General features: G+C 71.8%; 16 protein-coding genes. 11 read left to right on the forward strand and 5 right to left on the reverse strand.

From position 1 onward, the window contains the following. The first annotated feature begins 34 nt into the window (after positions 1–34). The 6 genes from ACX27O_RS31610 (at position 35) to ACX27O_RS31635 (ending at position 4,772) form a co-directional block, all read left to right on the forward strand. Positions 35–676 (forward strand): MOSC domain-containing protein, encoded by a 642-nt coding sequence (locus ACX27O_RS31610; protein ID WP_210857839.1) that lies wholly within the window; start codon positions 35–37, stop codon positions 674–676. Between the two features lie 80 nt (positions 677–756). After that, complete coding sequence (locus ACX27O_RS31615) at positions 757–1,353, forward strand: helix-turn-helix domain-containing protein (protein ID WP_358129794.1); 597 nt, start codon at positions 757–759, stop codon at positions 1,351–1,353. Next, positions 1,353–1,724 carry a hypothetical protein gene (locus ACX27O_RS31620; protein WP_210857838.1) on the forward strand — a complete coding sequence of 124 codons (372 nt, stop codon included), beginning with the start codon at positions 1,353–1,355 and terminating at the stop codon, positions 1,722–1,724. The genes ACX27O_RS31615 and ACX27O_RS31620 overlap by 1 nt, the downstream gene beginning before the upstream one ends. Next, positions 1,721–2,641, forward strand: coding sequence for an ABC transporter ATP-binding protein (locus ACX27O_RS31625; RefSeq protein ID WP_030336489.1), 921 nt, complete (start codon positions 1,721–1,723; stop codon positions 2,639–2,641). Before ACX27O_RS31620 ends, ACX27O_RS31625 begins: the two co-directional genes overlap by 4 nt. Next, positions 2,641–3,438 carry an ABC transporter permease gene (locus tag ACX27O_RS31630; RefSeq protein ID WP_030336487.1) on the forward strand — a complete coding sequence of 266 codons (798 nt, stop codon included), beginning with the start codon at positions 2,641–2,643 and terminating at the stop codon, positions 3,436–3,438. Before ACX27O_RS31625 ends, ACX27O_RS31630 begins: the two co-directional genes overlap by 1 nt. A gap of 143 nt (positions 3,439–3,581) precedes the next feature. Then, positions 3,582–4,772 (forward strand): low temperature requirement protein A, encoded by a 1,191-nt coding sequence (locus ACX27O_RS31635; RefSeq protein ID WP_458940536.1) that lies wholly within the window; start codon positions 3,582–3,584, stop codon positions 4,770–4,772. A gap of 28 nt (positions 4,773–4,800) precedes the next feature. On the opposite strand, the gene ACX27O_RS31640 is transcribed toward ACX27O_RS31635, so the two are convergent. The 3 genes from ACX27O_RS31640 to ACX27O_RS31650 form a co-directional block, all read right to left on the reverse strand. Continuing rightward, the gene (locus ACX27O_RS31640) at positions 4,801–6,003 is read right to left on the reverse strand and encodes a low temperature requirement protein A (protein ID WP_210866630.1); all 1,203 of its coding nucleotides are present in this window, start codon (positions 6,001–6,003) and stop codon (positions 4,801–4,803) included. A 159-nt stretch (positions 6,004–6,162) separates the two neighbouring features. Beyond that, positions 6,163–7,065, reverse strand: coding sequence for a phytanoyl-CoA dioxygenase family protein (locus tag ACX27O_RS31645; protein ID WP_030336481.1), 903 nt, complete (start codon positions 7,063–7,065; stop codon positions 6,163–6,165). 222 nt (positions 7,066–7,287) lie between these two features. Further along, a complete protein-coding gene (locus ACX27O_RS31650; RefSeq protein WP_458940537.1) occupies positions 7,288–8,148 on the reverse strand; it encodes a hypothetical protein in 861 nt (286 codons plus the stop codon). Between the two features lie 320 nt (positions 8,149–8,468). On the opposite strand from ACX27O_RS31650, the gene ACX27O_RS31655 reads away from it, so the two are divergent. Beyond that, complete coding sequence (locus tag ACX27O_RS31655; RefSeq protein ID WP_210862770.1) at positions 8,469–9,233, forward strand: SDR family NAD(P)-dependent oxidoreductase; 765 nt, start codon at positions 8,469–8,471, stop codon at positions 9,231–9,233. Positions 9,234–9,275: 42 nt separating this feature from the next. On the opposite strand, the gene ACX27O_RS31660 is transcribed toward ACX27O_RS31655, so the two are convergent. After that, on the reverse strand, positions 9,276–10,064 hold the full coding sequence (locus tag ACX27O_RS31660; RefSeq protein WP_030336476.1) for an enoyl-CoA hydratase-related protein: 789 nt from the start codon (positions 10,062–10,064) through the stop codon (positions 9,276–9,278). Between the two features lie 19 nt (positions 10,065–10,083). On the opposite strand from ACX27O_RS31660, the gene hemW reads away from it, so the two are divergent. After that, a complete protein-coding gene (gene hemW, locus ACX27O_RS31665) occupies positions 10,084–11,307 on the forward strand; it encodes a radical SAM family heme chaperone HemW (RefSeq protein ID WP_030336474.1) in 1,224 nt (407 codons plus the stop codon). A gap of 50 nt (positions 11,308–11,357) precedes the next feature. On the opposite strand, the gene ACX27O_RS31670 is transcribed toward hemW, so the two are convergent. After that, positions 11,358–11,981, reverse strand: coding sequence for a DUF4870 domain-containing protein (locus ACX27O_RS31670; protein WP_210866628.1), 624 nt, complete (start codon positions 11,979–11,981; stop codon positions 11,358–11,360). A 225-nt stretch (positions 11,982–12,206) separates the two neighbouring features. On the opposite strand from ACX27O_RS31670, the gene hrcA reads away from it, so the two are divergent. The 3 genes from hrcA to ACX27O_RS31685 all read left to right on the forward strand — a co-directional run bounded on the left by hrcA (position 12,207) and on the right by ACX27O_RS31685 (position 15,182). Beyond that, positions 12,207–13,229 carry a heat-inducible transcriptional repressor HrcA gene (gene hrcA / locus ACX27O_RS31675; protein ID WP_030336470.1) on the forward strand — a complete coding sequence of 341 codons (1,023 nt, stop codon included), beginning with the start codon at positions 12,207–12,209 and terminating at the stop codon, positions 13,227–13,229. Positions 13,230–13,304: 75 nt separating this feature from the next. Beyond that, positions 13,305–14,447, forward strand: coding sequence for a molecular chaperone DnaJ (dnaJ, locus tag ACX27O_RS31680; RefSeq protein ID WP_030336468.1), 1,143 nt, complete (start codon positions 13,305–13,307; stop codon positions 14,445–14,447). After that, complete coding sequence (locus tag ACX27O_RS31685) at positions 14,448–15,182, forward strand: 16S rRNA (uracil(1498)-N(3))-methyltransferase (RefSeq protein ID WP_030336466.1); 735 nt, start codon at positions 14,448–14,450, stop codon at positions 15,180–15,182. Positions 15,183–15,196: the final 14 nt, after the last annotated feature.

The following is a 15,196-nucleotide window of genomic DNA, read 5'->3' on the forward strand; positions in this document are numbered from 1 at the left end:
GTCGACCCTGCCGGCCCCCGCTAGGCTGACCGTCATGACGGGCAGGGTGGCAGCGGTGAACCTCGGCGTGGTGACCGAGGCGGAGTGGGCCGGCGACGCGAGCGGGCGCAGCGGCATCGACAAGCGGTCGGTGGACTCGCCTGTGCTGTTCCGCGTCGACGGGGTGGTTGGCGACTTCATCGGCGAGCGGGCCCACCACGGGGGCGAGGACCAGGCGGTCTACGCCTACGCGGAAGAGGACGCCGCCTGGTGGGCCACCGAACTGGGGCGCGGTATCGGGCCCGGCGGCTTCGGCGAGAACCTCACCACGTACGCGGTGGACCTGACCGGCGCGGTGATCGGTGAGCAGTGGCAGGTCGGATCGGCAGTGCTCCAGGTGACCAAGCCGCGAACGCCGTGCGCCACCTTCGCCGGCTTCTGGGGGGTACCGGATCTGATCAAGCGGTTCACCGTCCGGGCGCTGCCCGGTGCCTACCTGCGGGTGCTTCGCGAGGGGGAGGTGGGGCCGGGTGACCCGGTCGACGTGGTGGACCGGCCCGCGCACGGGGTGACCATCGGTGAGGTGTTCCGGGCCACCACCCTGGAGCCGGAGCTGCTGCCCCGCCTGCTGGAGGCACCCGACCTGCCGGAGTCGATCCGGGACAAGGTCCGCCGGCGTCTCGCCACCCGTAGCTGACATCGAGGGCCGAAGGGCGACCCGGGTGGAACGCCACGCTTTGTTATCACTATCAATAGTGATAACGTTCGGGCGTGGAGATGTCGAGAGAACGCTGGGCGGACCTGGCGCTGCACCCGGTGCGGATCCGGATCCTGCGTGCGGTCGCGGGCACCCGCCTGACCACGCAGGGCCTGCTTGAGCTGCTGCCCGATGTCCCCCAGGCCACGATGTACCGGCACCTGGCGATCCTGGTAAAGGCCGGGCTGGTCGAGGTGATCGATGAACGCAGGGTGCGCGGTGCTGTCGAGCGGGTGTACGCGCTGCCCGCGCGCGGCGCGACGCTCGACCCTGCGGCCCTCGCCACAGCTACGCGGGAGGATCACGCCCGTTACTTCACGGCGTTCATGTCGAGCCTGCTGTCGGAGTTCTCCCGCTATCTCACCCGGGAGCGGATCGACTTCACCGCCGACGGCGTGGGCTACCAGCAACTCGTGCTGCACCTCACCGACGCCGAACTGGGCGAGTTCGCCGCCGGGTTCAACGCACTGGTGGGCCCGTTGCTCGGCAACCAACCCGGCGGCGGGCGGATACCGCGACTGTTGGCGACCGTCCTGCTGCCCACCGATCTGCCGACGGCCGACAGGCGCGCACCCGCGTCGACTGACGACTCCGACACGACGAGAGGGGAAGACTGATGGCATCGGTCATGGTGACCAACGATGTGATCGACATTCGATTCACCGGATGGGAGCGGGTCTGGGTCGGGCGGGAGCGGTTCGCACCGCCCCTCACCGCAGTGCGGCACGTCGCCCTGGTGGACAGCCCGCTCCGCCTGGCCCGTGGCGCACGCCGCGGATACGTGGTGTCCGGCTTCGCCAAGATCGGAGTGTGGGGCCTGTACGGGGGTCCTCGGCAGCTCGTGGCGGCCCGCCGGGCGGAACCAGGGCTGCACCTCGTTCTGGACCGGGCGGCGGTCGACGGCGAGTTCGACGAGGTGGTGCTCTCCAGCCCCGCCGCGCCGGGCCTCGTGGAGGCGATCACGCGTGCCATGGCGGCCCGCGCGTGACCGGCGACCACCTCGCGATCGAGGTGTCGCGCCTGACGAAGCGCTTCGGTGACGTCACCGCCGTGCGTGATCTGAGCTTCACCGTGCGACCCGGCGTGATCACCGGGTTCCTCGGCCCGAACGGCGCCGGCAAGACCACCACGATGCGCATGATGACCGGGCTGGTGTCGCCGACCGGTGGCACCGCCACGATCGGCGGGCGGACGTACGGCCAACTGGCCCGGCCGTCGCGCACGGTCGGCGCCGTGTTCGACGCCAACGCGTTCCACAGTGGACACACCGCCCGTGACCACCTGCGCGTCTACGCCGCGATGGGCGGATACCCGGACAGCCGCGTCACCGACCTGCTCGACATGCTCGGCCTCGCCGAGGCCGCACACCGGCGCACCCGAGGATTCTCCACGGGCATGCGGCAGCGGCTCAACCTCGCCACAGCGTTGCTCGGCGACCCCCGCGTCCTGCTGCTGGACGAGCCCGGCAACGGCCTGGACCCGGAAGGCGTGTCATGGCTACGCGGCTTCCTGCGCCAGTTCGCCGACGAGGGCCGCACCGTCCTGATCTCCAGCCACGCGCTCGGCGAGATCCAGCAGCTCGTGGATGACGTCGTGGTGATCCGGCGTGGCGAACTCGTCGCCGCCGGGCCCTGTTCCCAGCTCGCCGGCCCGCCGGCGGTGCTGGTCACCTCACCCGACGCGGCCGCGCTCGCTGCCGTCCTGACGGCCGGCCCCGCCAACGGCGGCCCGGCACCGCACGTCGAAGCCGCCGGGCCCGACCGGCTGCGGGTACGGGGGCTGGACGCGCCGGGCCTCGCCGACCTCGCCGCCGCCCATCACGTGCGGGTGCACGAGCTGGTCGTCGAGACCACCAGCCTCGAAGAACTCTTCCTCCACCTCACCAGGGACAAGGCGGTCAGCTGATGAACCTCCTGATCAGAGCGGAGTTCCGCAGGCTGCTGGCCACCCGGATGTGGGGCGGCCTGCTGCTCGCCGCCGCTGCGCTGGGCGGCGGCATGTTCGGGGCCATGGCGCTGGCGGGGCCGGAGAACTTCGACCCGCCGATGCCCGGTCTGGACACCGAGGCCGGCCTCCGCGCGATCCTCGGCATCCTCGGCTACACCGCGTTCGTGCCGGCCGCAGCCGGGGCCCTCGCGGTCACCTCCGAGCACCGACACCACACCGCCGCGGTCACCTTCCTGTTCGCGCCGCGCCGTGGGCGGGTGCTCGCCGCCAAACTCGCCACGTACGCGGTGGTCGGTCTCGCCTATGGGCTCGTCCTCGCGGGCACCGCCGCGGTGGCGCTGTTCGCCGTCGCCGCCGCCCGCGGCGTCGCACTCGGTCTGCCAGCCACCACAGTGCTGGCGCTGCTCGGCCGTATCGCCGTCGCGATGGTGGTCTACCTGCTCCTCGGGGCCGGGGTGGGCGCCCTCGTCCACCACCAGATCGCGGCGCTGTGTGTCGTGACCGGCTATCTGTACGTGGGGGAGCCGGTGCTGATGATGATCCCGGGCGTCAACACGCTGTACCCGATCCTCCCCGGCGGAGCCACCGCCGCGCTCACCGATTTCACCTACGTCGCCGACGCCATCTCCGCGGAACTCGGCAGCGGCGCCGTCCACCTCCTCCCACCGGCGGCCGGGGCTCTCCTGCTCACCGCGTACGCGGTGGCCGCCTCGGCGATCGCCGTGTTGCTGCCCCTGCGCCGGGACGTCACCTGACCGTCCCGTGCCGCCGGGACGACACGCCAGTGTCGGGGTGACCGGCGGACGGTAAGAAACGGATGACAGGGCCGAGCCCGAGCCGTTGCCCGTATTGTCCCCTTTGGGGGCGTGCGGTGGAGGCCGGGTGGAGCGCGATGTCGATGGCAACGGATGGCGGCGCCACGGCAGCGGCACCCACCGATCCGGACCTGGAACGTCCGGCGTTTCTGGAACTCTTCTTCGACCTCGTCTACGTCTTCGCGCTGGTCACTCTGGCGAACATGCTCGCCAACGACCTGACCTGGACCGGCCTCGCCGAGGCGTTGGTGCTGCTGCTCGCGTTCACGATGATCTGGGCGCTCACCGTGTGGACGGCGGACACCATCGACCTGACCCGTCCATCAGGGCAGGGGCATCTCATCTGGGTGGCGGCGGCCAGTCTGCTGTTGGCGGCGACCGCGGCCGACGCGTACGGCGATCGTGCGCTGCTCTTCGCGATCACCTTCGTGATCATTCCCCTCAGCACCACCGCCTACTACGCCGTTGTCGTCTCGAAGGGCTGGCCCCTGCGGCGTTCGACGATCCGGATCCAGACCTGGAAGTCCATCACCGCCGTCGGATGGATCGGCGGGGCGCTCGTGGGCGGCTCGGGCCAGCTGCCGATCTGGGCGCTCGCGGTCGTCGTCGAGTACGTCGGGGCGGTGTGCGGCTGGCCGCTGCCCCTGATCGGTCGCTCACGACCCCGGGACTGGCGGCTGGTCCACGCGCGGGTGGCCGAGCGCTACCGGCAGTTCGTCATCATCGCGCTCGGGGTGTCGATCTTCGTGACCGGGACGACCTTCAGCAGGAGCGAGTACACGCTGGAGAGCGCCTGGGCGCTGCTCGTGGTGTTCAGCACGGTGGTGCTGATGTGGCGGATCTACATCTACCGCGCCGGTGAGCTGCTGACCGACGCGATCGTCCGGTCGACCGACCCGGCGTTGTTCACCCAGTCCGCCGCGATCACCCATCTGATCATGGTGGCCGGCATCGCCGGCGCGGCGGTCACCAGCGACCTCGTGGTGAATCGACCGTTGGGCGAGACCCCGCCGTCGTGGGCCGCTGTCATCCTCGGCAGCCCCGCGTTGTACCTGCTCGGCCGGGGCCTCCTCGATTTCACCGTGTTCGGACGCATCTCGCGCTCCCGGCTGGCCGGCGTGGTGCTGCTGGGGTGCCTGGCGCCGGCCACGCCCGTGCTGCCGCCGATCCTGGTCGCCCTGCTCGCCATGATCGTGCTGGCCCTGATCGCCGTGGCGAACCTGGCCAGCACCCGACGACACACCCGTACCCCGGCGCCGCCGATGCTGGGGTGAGACTCCGCGCGGCCGGTGGGGCGACCTCTCATCGGGCCGCCGTGATGACCTCGGCCGGTCTGCGCCGTGCAGCCAGGCCTTCCCCGGCCAGGGTGAGCAGCAGGACCAGGTTCGCCACCACCAGGACTGTCAACGGCGGCAGCCGGAACGCGCCGGGCGCGACAAGCGCGCCCAGCAACACGCCCGCCAGCAGCACGATCGCCAGCACCCGGGACCAGAGAATCCGGGCCGTCACGACGGCATCGAACAGCACGCTGCCGAGCAGGAACAGCGCCGGGCCGCCGAGGATGGCAACCATCACATCCACCGGGGTGTGACCGGACGGCCGAGCGATGACCATCGAGGTGCCGGTCGAGACCAACACCACCCCGGCCACCATCACCAGGTGCGTGTACGAGGTGGAGGTGCCGGAGCGGACCCTCTCCACGGTCGTGACGCTCGGTGGGGCCAGGATCCGCTGGACGCGCTGGAAGTAGAGCTGGAACAGCAGGACCGCGCTGACGAACGCGACTGCGCTCGCGGTCACCTGACCGGCGGTGAACCCGCTGCCGGCCAGCCCCATGCCGGTGCTCAGGATCAACTCGCCGAGCGCGACGATGAAGATCGCCCGGTGCCGCTCGGAGAGGTGCACCCCGGTGAAGATCTGGCTGGCGAGTTCGGTGCGCCCCAGCCCCGGCGTCGGCCAGCCGAACCGTGCCGAGCCGAGGTCGACCACCACCGCGAGCGACCAGAGCGCCAGCCGAGCCGTCCCGTCCACGAACACCCCGGCCACCCAGGGCGCCACGGTCACGCCGAACCAGAAGAAGACCCTGATGCTCCGGGCCTGGATCGGACGATTGACCCGGGTGCCGGGGATCAGGACGGCGTCGCGGACCAGGTGGATGCCGAAGTACGCGGCGACGAAGAGCCACCCGTACCTGCCGAAGGCGTGCGGTGTCGCGATCGCCATCAGCAGGGTGCCGAGCATGACCAGCAGGACGGTCGCCTGGATGATCGGCAGTCGGGGGTCGAACAGGTCGGTGAGCCACGCCGTGAGCACCCAGACCCACCAGGCGGCCAGCAGCAGGACGGCGGTCTGCGCCGCGTTCCGTACGGTGAGGTCCTCGCCCAGGCTGGCGGAGAGCCGGGAGAGCAGGAAGATGTAGACCAGGTCGAAGAAGAGTTCCAGGAAGGTCGGGTATTCCGGCTCGCCGCGACGGCGGAGGATCCGGGGGAGCGGAGCGGACGTCACTGCGGCTGCCTCCTGTGCCACCCCGCGCCCCGGCCAGGCGCTGCGCCCCGGCTCTGCCTACCCGTCACGCTACCGACACCGCGGCGCCCGGTGGCCCGGAAGCGGATACGGGAACGGCCCCCGCCAGCGGTGGCGGGGGCCGTTCTCAGACGCAGGTGATCAGCGCAGCCAGGGGATGCTGCGGTCGAGCAGACCGCGCTCCTTGAGCTCCTTGCGCAGCGGGATCTCGTCGTCGACGTACCCGTCCCAGTTGATGCCCCAGTAGTTGGCGGTGTGGGTGCCCTCACCGATCAGCTGGCGCTGCACCGGGGTGCGGTTGCGGTACCACTCGCCGTTCACGTCGGGGTGCAGCTCGTCCAGCGGACGGATCCACCGGTAGGTGTAGCCGACGAAGAGCATCTTGCGGGTGATGGTCGACAGGTTCGTCGAGCGCGAGTGCCACTGCCGGCGGTCGAAGATGAACGCGTCGCCCGGGTTGGCGGTGATCTCCACCGTGCCCTCCGGGTCCGGGTTGTGCACGCTGAGGTCCTTGGGACGGTCCAGCGAGTTCCACAGGTGGCTGCCCGGGATGACCTTGGTGGCGCCACGGCCGGTCTCGGACAGGTCCGACAGCACGTACGCGACCTTCAGCGAGAACATCGGCCGGGGCAGGTTCGGGTCCATCGTCTCCGGGTCGGAGTTCTGCCGGTACCCGTCCTGGTGCCAACCCCAGTACGGCTTCTCCGGCTCGGCGGCCGGCGGGGTGACGTCCAGGTGGTTGTGGTGGGTGTAGATGTTCCAGCCGGCCAGCCCCCACATGTACGGGAAGGCGATCGGGTGGGTCAGCAGCTCACCGAAGAGCTCGTCGCGCTCCAGGAAGCCCAGCAGGTGCAGGGTGCCGTCCTTCTTGGTGGTGCCCTTCGCCTGCTCCTCCGCGTAGACGCGGTCGACCGCCGCCTCCAGCGCCGCCCGGTGGTCCTCGGTCAGGACGTTGCGCAGCAGGAGGAAACCCTGCTCGTGGAACTCCTTGCGGTCAATGTCGCTGATCGGTTCGTAACCGGTCCGGTCGCCGTAATCGAACACCGCGTCGTACCCCTCCCCATGAGGTGAAACCTTTTCTGGCACAGGCCGCCGATCGTAACGCGGTGGCCCAGGCATCGGGGAGGGTGTGTTGGGGGATTGGGTCGCAGTGGGACCCCACGCAGCGAGAGAAACGCACAGAGTGAGATCAAGGCGATCAATAGCCGGGTTTAATGCATTTTGCCGGATTGTGCGGTCACTGCCGGTTAGGAGATCCGGGTCGGGTCAACCCTCGTTGAACACCTCGGCCACCACCTGACCGGCCGGGCTCTGCTGCCCGTCCACCCGGCCCCACGAGCCGTTGCGCGCGGTCCACTCCAGGTTGCCGAAGCGAACCCGCTTCACCCCGTGGTCCTGGGCGTGTGACACCAGCCAGTGCGCGTACCGCCAGCCGTCGCGTTGGTCGCCCGGGGTGACCGCCAACCCCGTCGGGTCGGTCGGGTCGGTGCCCTTCAATCCCCAGTCCAGCACCAGGTTGCGGGTCAGCTGCGCCGCCGCAGCCGCGCCGTACATCGCCGGGGTGCGCCCCACGGTGCAGGCGACAGCGCCGCTGGCGTCGCCGAGCAGTGCCCGGCTGAGCACCTCGGAGTCGTCGGCCCACTTCTGGTACGCCTCGGGGAACGCCGAGCGCTGCACCCGCTGGGCGGCATCGGTGACGCGCATCTTCTCCCAGCCGCGCACCTTCTTGAGGGCCGCGTAGAACCGGTTGGCCGCGTAGCGCGGATCGCGGATCTGCGCCGGGGTGCCCCAGCCCTGGCTCGGTCGCTGCTGGAACAGGCCGACCGAGTCGCGGTCGCCGTCGGCGAGGTTGCGCAACCCGGACTCCTGGTACGCGGTGGCGAGCGCGACAACGACGGCCCGCTCGGGCATGCCACGCTTCGCGCCGATCGCCGCGATGGTCGCCGCGTTTGCCATCTGGTCGGCGTCCAGCGCGACCCGACCATCGGCCTGCACCGTGCACTTCCGCGCCACCAGCGGCAGCGTGAGGTTGTCGCCGACCTGCCGTACGACGAGCCAGATCGCGATCACGGCGACGAGGATGAGCACCACTCCACCCGCCACGGTTGCCCGAGTTCGCACCCACACCCCCAGATCGACAGTCCGCCAAGCGTACGTCCCCGCACGCCCCCTCCGGGTCGTCCGAGCGGTTCGGGCCCGACTCGGGCGCCTCGGACCGGTTCGGGTCGGCTCCGTTGTCGCGTACCGGTTGGCGACGTTCCCGCTTCGGTGGCGATCTCACCTGCTCGCTGGTTCTGTCACGTGCCGGGTGCCGGCCTGTCGGGAGTGTCACCGGGTGCGCGACGACGGGAAGCGATTGACCAGTCAAGGACTTATCCCTGTTGACATGTCAATCCGACCGACCGCCACCACCTGGGCGAGTCGGTCACCGAACGAGGAGGAGTGTCATGGGAACGCTTGACGGCAAGGTCGTGCTGATCACCGGCACCGGGGGTGGTCTGGGCCGCGTCGCGGCGCTGACCTTCGCCCGGGAGGGCGCGAAGGTCGTCGGGGCCGACCTCCAGGTCGCCGCGAACGACGAGACGGTCGACCTCGTCCGCCGCGCCGGGGGCGAGATGACCGGCATCGCGCCGGTCGACCTCACCGACCCCGAACAGGTACGCACGCTCGTCGACGACGCTGCCGCCGCCTACGGCGGGCTGGACGTGGTCTACAACAACGCGGCAGCGCTCCGCTTCGGCCCGATGCCCGACTTCTCCGTGGCGGACTGGCGCTACACCATCACCGGGGAACTCGACATTCCGTACTTCGTGTCGAAGTTCGCCTGGCCGCACCTGGTCCGGCGCGGCGGCGGCGTCATCATCAGCGCCGCCTCCATGGCCGGGACGATCGGCGGCCACGTGCCGCCGATGGTCGGTCACACCGCCGCGAACGCCGGCATCATCGGGATGACCCGACAGCTCGCGCTCGAAGGCGCCCCGCACGGGATCCGCGCCGTGGCGGTCAGCCCCGGGCCCACCCTCACCCCGGCCAGCGAACGCGACCTCGGTGACAACCAGGAGGCCCGGGACGCCATCACCGCCAAGACGCTGCTCAAGCGCTTCGCGCGCCCCGAGGAGGTCGTCGAGCTGGTGGTCTTCCTCGCCTCGGACCGGGCGTCGTACATCACCGGGGCGAACTACCCGGTCGACGGCGGCGCGACCGCCTGGTGACCCGAGCATGGGCGCCGCGGCTCCCGGCGGCGCCCCTGATCCTCAGTCGTCCTGAGCGGGCACCCAGCGCGCCGGACGTTTGTCGCGGAACGCGGTGACCCCCTCGCGTCCCTCGTCGGACAGGAAGTAACCGGTCGAGACGGCGGAGAGCCGGGCCAGCTCGGCACGCAGCTCGGCGGTGGCCGGCCGGCGCAGCAGATCCTTCGCGCCGGCCAACGCGCCCGGCGCGCCGCGCACCAGCGAGTCGCAGTAGCCGCGCACCGCGTCGTCCAGCCCGTCCGCCGGGACCGACGCCGTGACCAGGCCGATCTCGGCGGCCCGGCGACCGTCGAAGGTGTCGCCGGTCAGGTACAGCTCGGCGGCGGCGCGGGGGTGCAGCCGGGGCAGCACGGTCGCCGAGATCACCGCCGGGATCACCCCGATGCGGACCTCGGTGAACGCGAACGTCGCCTCGTCGGCGCAGACGGCCAGGTCGGCGGCGGCGATCAGGCCGAGCCCACCGGCCCGCGCCGGCCCGGCCACCCGAGCCAGCACGGGCTTCGGGCACTCCCAGACCGCGGCGAGCACATCACCCAACATGCCGGCCGGAACCGTCCCGCTGGCGTACGCCATGGCGGTTTCCTTCAGGTCCGCCCCGGAGCAGAAAACCGGGCCGGTGTGGTCGAGCACTACCGCTCGGACCGCCTCGTCGGCCACCGCGTCCGCCAGCCCGGCCAGCAACTGGGTCATCAGGGCGGTGGAGAGCGCGTTGCGGTTGTGTGGGCTGTCCAGGGTGAGGGTGGTCACCCCACGGGCCGTGGCGACCCGCACGAGGACGTCGGGAGAGGTCATGCCGGGCACACTAGTGGCCATGCCCGGCGTCCTTCCAGATGGTGAGACCGTCCCCGTCGACGGATCGTTGCCCGCCACCGCCACCGCAGCGGTCGGCGCGCGCGGCTTCGGCGTGTACGTGCACGTCCCGTTCTGCGCCAGTCGCTGCGGCTACTGCGACTTCAACACCTACACCGCAGCCGAACTGGGCGGCGGTGCCAGCCGCGAGGGGTACGCCGACACCGTCCTGGCCGAGCTGGCGCTCGCCGCCCGGGTGCTGGGCGACAACCCGCCGCCCCGGGTCGACACCGTCTTCGTCGGTGGTGGCACGCCCACCCTGCTCCCCGCCGACGACCTGGCCCGCATCCTCGACGGGATCGACCGCACCTGGGGGCTGGCCGCCGACGCCGAGGTGACCACCGAGGCCAACCCCGAGTCGGTCACCCCGGAATCGTTGAAGCTGCTGCGGGCGGCCGGCTACACCCGGATCTCGCTGGGCATGCAGTCCGCCTCCCCGGGGGTGCTGGCGATCCTGGACCGCACACACAGCGCCGGCCGGGCCACCGCCGCCGCCCTGGAGGCGCGCGACGCCGGGTTCGCGCACGTCAACCTGGACCTGATCTACGGCACTCCGGGGGAACGGGCCGAGGACTTCGCCGCCTCGCTGGAGCAGGTGGTCGCCGCCGGGGTGGACCACGTCAGCGCGTACGCCCTGATCGTCGAGGACGGCACCCGGCTCGCCGCCCGGATGCGGCGCGGCGAGCTGGCGTACCCCAGTGACGACGTGGCCGCGGACCGCTACCTGGCGGCGGAGGCCGCGCTCGACGCGGCCGGGTTCTCCTGGTACGAGGTCTCCAACTGGGCCCGCAGCGACCAGGCCCGGTGCCGGCACAACCTGCTCTACTGGACCGGCGCGGACTGGTGGGGCCTCGGCCCGGGGGCGCACAGCCACGTCGGCGGGGTGCGCTGGTGGAACGTCAAACACCCCTCCGCGTACGCCCAGCGGCTGGCCGCCGGTGCGTCTCCCGGGCTGGCCCGGGAGGTGCTCACTGTCGACGAGGCGCACATGGAGGACGTGATGCTGCGGCTGCGGCTGGCCAGCGGTCTCCCGCTGGCGGTGCTCGACGCCGCCGGGCGGGCCGGCGCGGAGCGGGCGCTGGCCGGCGGCCTACTGGCCGCCGACGAGTACGCCGCCGGCCGGGCGGTGCTCACAGTGCGCGGGCGACTGCTCGCCGACGCGGTCGTCCGCGATCTGCTGCCCTGAGCGCAGGGCGGGCGGTGTGCCGAACCGGCCGGGGGAGCGGCCGGCCCGGTTCACTTGATGAAGTTGGCGGTCATCGGGTAGCGGTACGGGGTGCCCTCGTTGGCCTTCACGCCGGCGATGATCCCGAACAGGATCTGGATCACCACGACGGCGATGCTGGGCAGGAAGAGCAGGCACCAGCTCACGAAGAGCAGCACGAACGCGATGATCGACCAGAGGATCTGGAAGTTCAGGGCGGCGAGGGCGTGCGCCCGGACGGTCGGCGACTGCTGGCCACGGGCCAGGTAGGCGATGAGCGGGGCGACGAAGCCCAGCGGACCGAAGCTGATCAGCGCGCCGAGCGCGCCGCCGAAGTGGGCGACCAACGCCCAGGTCTTGTCCTCGTTGGTGGCGTAGCCGCCGCCGGGGCCGCCGTAGGCCCCACCGGCCGGATAGCCGCCGGGCGGGTAGCCCCCGGGCGGGGGGTAGCCGCCTGCCGGAGGGTAGCCACCTGACGTCGGTTGGTCACCGGTGGGAGGCGGATAGCCACCGGCCGGGGGATAGCCGGCCGGGCCGGGTGCGCCCGACAGTGGTGCGGTGGGCGGCTCGGCCGACGGGAACGGGCCCGGGGAGGTCGGCTCCGGCGGGTAGTTGCCGGGCTCACCCGAACCGGGAGGGCGAGGAGGTTCAGTCATGGATGTCACGGTAGGGGCCCGTGGCAACGCCGCACCAGAGCGACACCGCCCGGCAGTGCGGGCCGATCGGCCCAGTGCGGTGGCGCGGGCCGCACCGACCGGTGGCCGTTGATCATCGCGTCGGCGGGCCTGCCGACGTAGACTGGCACTCGCTACAGTCGAGTGCCAGGACGGCTCGGCCGGCCCAGGGCGCCGGCGGCCGACGTGCGACAGGAGGTGCGGAGGATGGGTCTCGACGACCGGAAACTCGCAGTGCTCCGCGCCATCGTCGAAGACTACGTCTCCACCCAGGAGCCGGTCGGCAGCAAGGCGCTGGTCGAGCGGCACCAGCTCGGGGTCTCCCCGGCGACGGTCCGCAACGACATGGCCGTGCTGGAGGAGGAGGGTTACATCCGGCAGCCGCACACCAGTGCCGGCCGGGTGCCCACCGACCGCGGCTACCGCCTCTTCGTCGACCGGCTGTCCCGGGTCAAGCCGCTCAGCCCGGCCGAGCGCCGGGCCATCGAGCGCTTCCTGGTCGGCGCTGTCGACCTCGACGACGTGGTGCACCGCACGGTGCGGCTGCTCGCCCAGCTCACCCGGCAGGTCGCCGTCGTGCAGTACCCGAGCCTGGCCCGCTCCTCGGTGCGTCACCTGGAGCTGGTGCCGATCTCCACCACCCGGCTGATGCTCGTCATGATCGCGGACACCGGCCGGGTGGAGCAGCGACTCGTGGAGCTGCCCGGGCCGGTGCCCGCCGACGACGTCACCGACCTGCGCCGACTGATCAACGAGAAGCTCGCCAACGCCCGGCTGTCCGAGACGCCACCGCTGGTGCAGGCGCTGGTCGAGGAAGCGCCGACCGGGCTGCGACCGACCATGACCACGCTCGCCAGCGTGCTGCTGGAGACGCTCGTCGAACGGCACGAGGAACGGATCGCCCTCGCCGGCACCGCCAACCTCACCCGGGGCGGGCTGCTCGACTTCCAGGGCTCGCTGCGGCCGATCCTCGAGGCGCTGGAGGAGGAGGTCGTGCTGCTCAAGCTCATCGGTGAGACCGAGCCGAGCACGACCCGGGTGCTGATCGGCGACGAGAACGAGTTCGACAACCTGCGCGCCGCCTCGGTGGTCAGCACCGGCTACGGCCCGGGCACCACCATCGTGGGCGGGCTCGGGGTGCTGGGGCCCACCCGGATGGACTACCCCGGCAACATCGCCACGGTGCGCGCCGTGGCACGCTACGTGGGCGAGTTGCTGGCCCAGAACTGATTGGTCAGGGCCGATGCGGCCGGCTGCGGCCGCCGACCGGCGCAACGCGAGACGAACATGAGGACACGGAACGCAGTGGCCAGGGACTACTACGGCATTCTCGGTGTGAGCCGGGAAGCCTCCGATGACGAGATCAAGCGCGCCTACCGCAAGCTGGCACGCCAGTTCCACCCGGATGTCAATCCGGACCCGGAGGCTCAGGAGAAGTTCAAGGACATCAACGCCGCGTACGAGGTCCTCTCGGACGACCGGAAGCGGCAGATCGTCGACCTGGGTGGCGACCCGCTCGCCCCGGGTGGCGGCGCCGGTGGCCCGGGCGGCCCCGGTGGAGCCGGCCCGTTCGTCGGCTTCCAGGACATCATGGACGCGTTCTTCGGCGGCGCGGCGGGTGGCGCCCGTGGCCCTCGGCCGCGTACCCGCCCGGGTGCCGACGCGATCCTGCGACTCGAACTCGACCTGCACGAGACGGCGTTCGGCGTCGAGGCGCCGATCACCGTCGACACCGCTGTGCTCTGCACCACCTGCTCCGGTGCCGGCACCGCCGCCGGCACGCACCTGGCGACCTGCGAGGCGTGCGGCGGTCGGGGCGAGGTGCAATCGGTGCAGCGGACGTTCCTCGGTCAGGTGGTCTCCGCCCGGCCGTGCACCGTCTGCCAGGGCTACGGCACCACCATCCCGCACCCCTGCCCCACCTGCGCCGGTGACGGCCGGGTGCGCACCCGCCGGTCGCTGACCGTCAAGATCCCGGCCGGCGTCGAGGACGGCATGCGGATCCGGCTGGCCCAGCAGGGCGAGGTCGGCCCGGGCGGCGGCACCGCCGGTGACCTCTACGTGGAGATCCACGAACGTCCGCACGACGTCTACTCGCGCAAGGGCGACGACCTGCACTGCCGGGTCACCGTGCCGATGACCGCCGCCGCGCTCGGCACCCGGCTGACCATCAAGACGCTGGACAGCGAGGAGCCGGTCGACGTCAAGCCCGGCACCCAGCCGGGCAGCACGCTGCGGCTGCGCGCCCGAGGCGTCCCGCACCTGCGCGGCACCGGCCGGGGTGACCTCTACGTCCACCTGGACGTGCGAACCCCGACCAAGCTCGACGCCGACCAGGAGAAGATGCTGCGCGACTTCGCCAAGACCCGTGGCGAGGAGGTCGCCGAGCTGTCCAAGCAGGGCGGCTTCTTCTCCCGGATGCGCGACGCGTTCAACGGGCACGCCTGAGTGTCCGCGCCGCTGTTCCTGGTCGAGGCGCTGCCCACCGGCGACACGCTGACCCTGGACGGCCCGGAGGGGCACCACGCCGCCACCGTGCAGCGGCTGCGCGTCGGCGAGGAGCTGCTGCTCGCCGACGGCCGGGGTGGCACGGCCGCCGCCGTGGTCACGGCCGTCGGCCGGGGCAGCCTGGAGGTCACCGTCACCTCCCGGGGGTACGCGGACGCGCCCGTACCCCGGCTGGTGACGGTGCAGGGCATCGCCAAGGGCGACCGGGGCGAGCTGGCCGTGCAGGCGATGACCGAGGTCGGGGTGGACGAGATCGTCCCCTGGGCGGCATCGCGTTCGGTGGTCCAGTGGCGCGGCGACCGGGGCGTACGCGCCCGGGAGAAGTGGGTGGCCACCGCCCGGGAGGCGGCCAAGCAGGCCCGCCGACCGTGGCTACCGGTGGTGGCCGGTGCGCCGGACGAGTCCACCGCCACGGTGGCCCGCCGGATCGCCGGTGCCGCCGCCGGGTTCGTGCTGCACGAGGAGGCCGAGGAGCCGCTGACCGGCGTCGACCTGCCGTCGGCCGGGGAGATCGTCCTCGTCGTCGGCCCCGAGGGTGGCATCGCCCCGGCTGAGCTGACAGCCTTCCGCGAGGCCGGTGGCCGGCCGGTACGCCTCGGGCCGGAGGTCCTGCGTACCTCCACGGCCGGCGTGGCCGCGCTCAGCGTGCTCGCCACCCGCCTCGGCCGCTGGTAGCTGGCCACCCCTGA

It is taken from the genome of Micromonospora sp. SD19 (assembly GCF_054462275.1).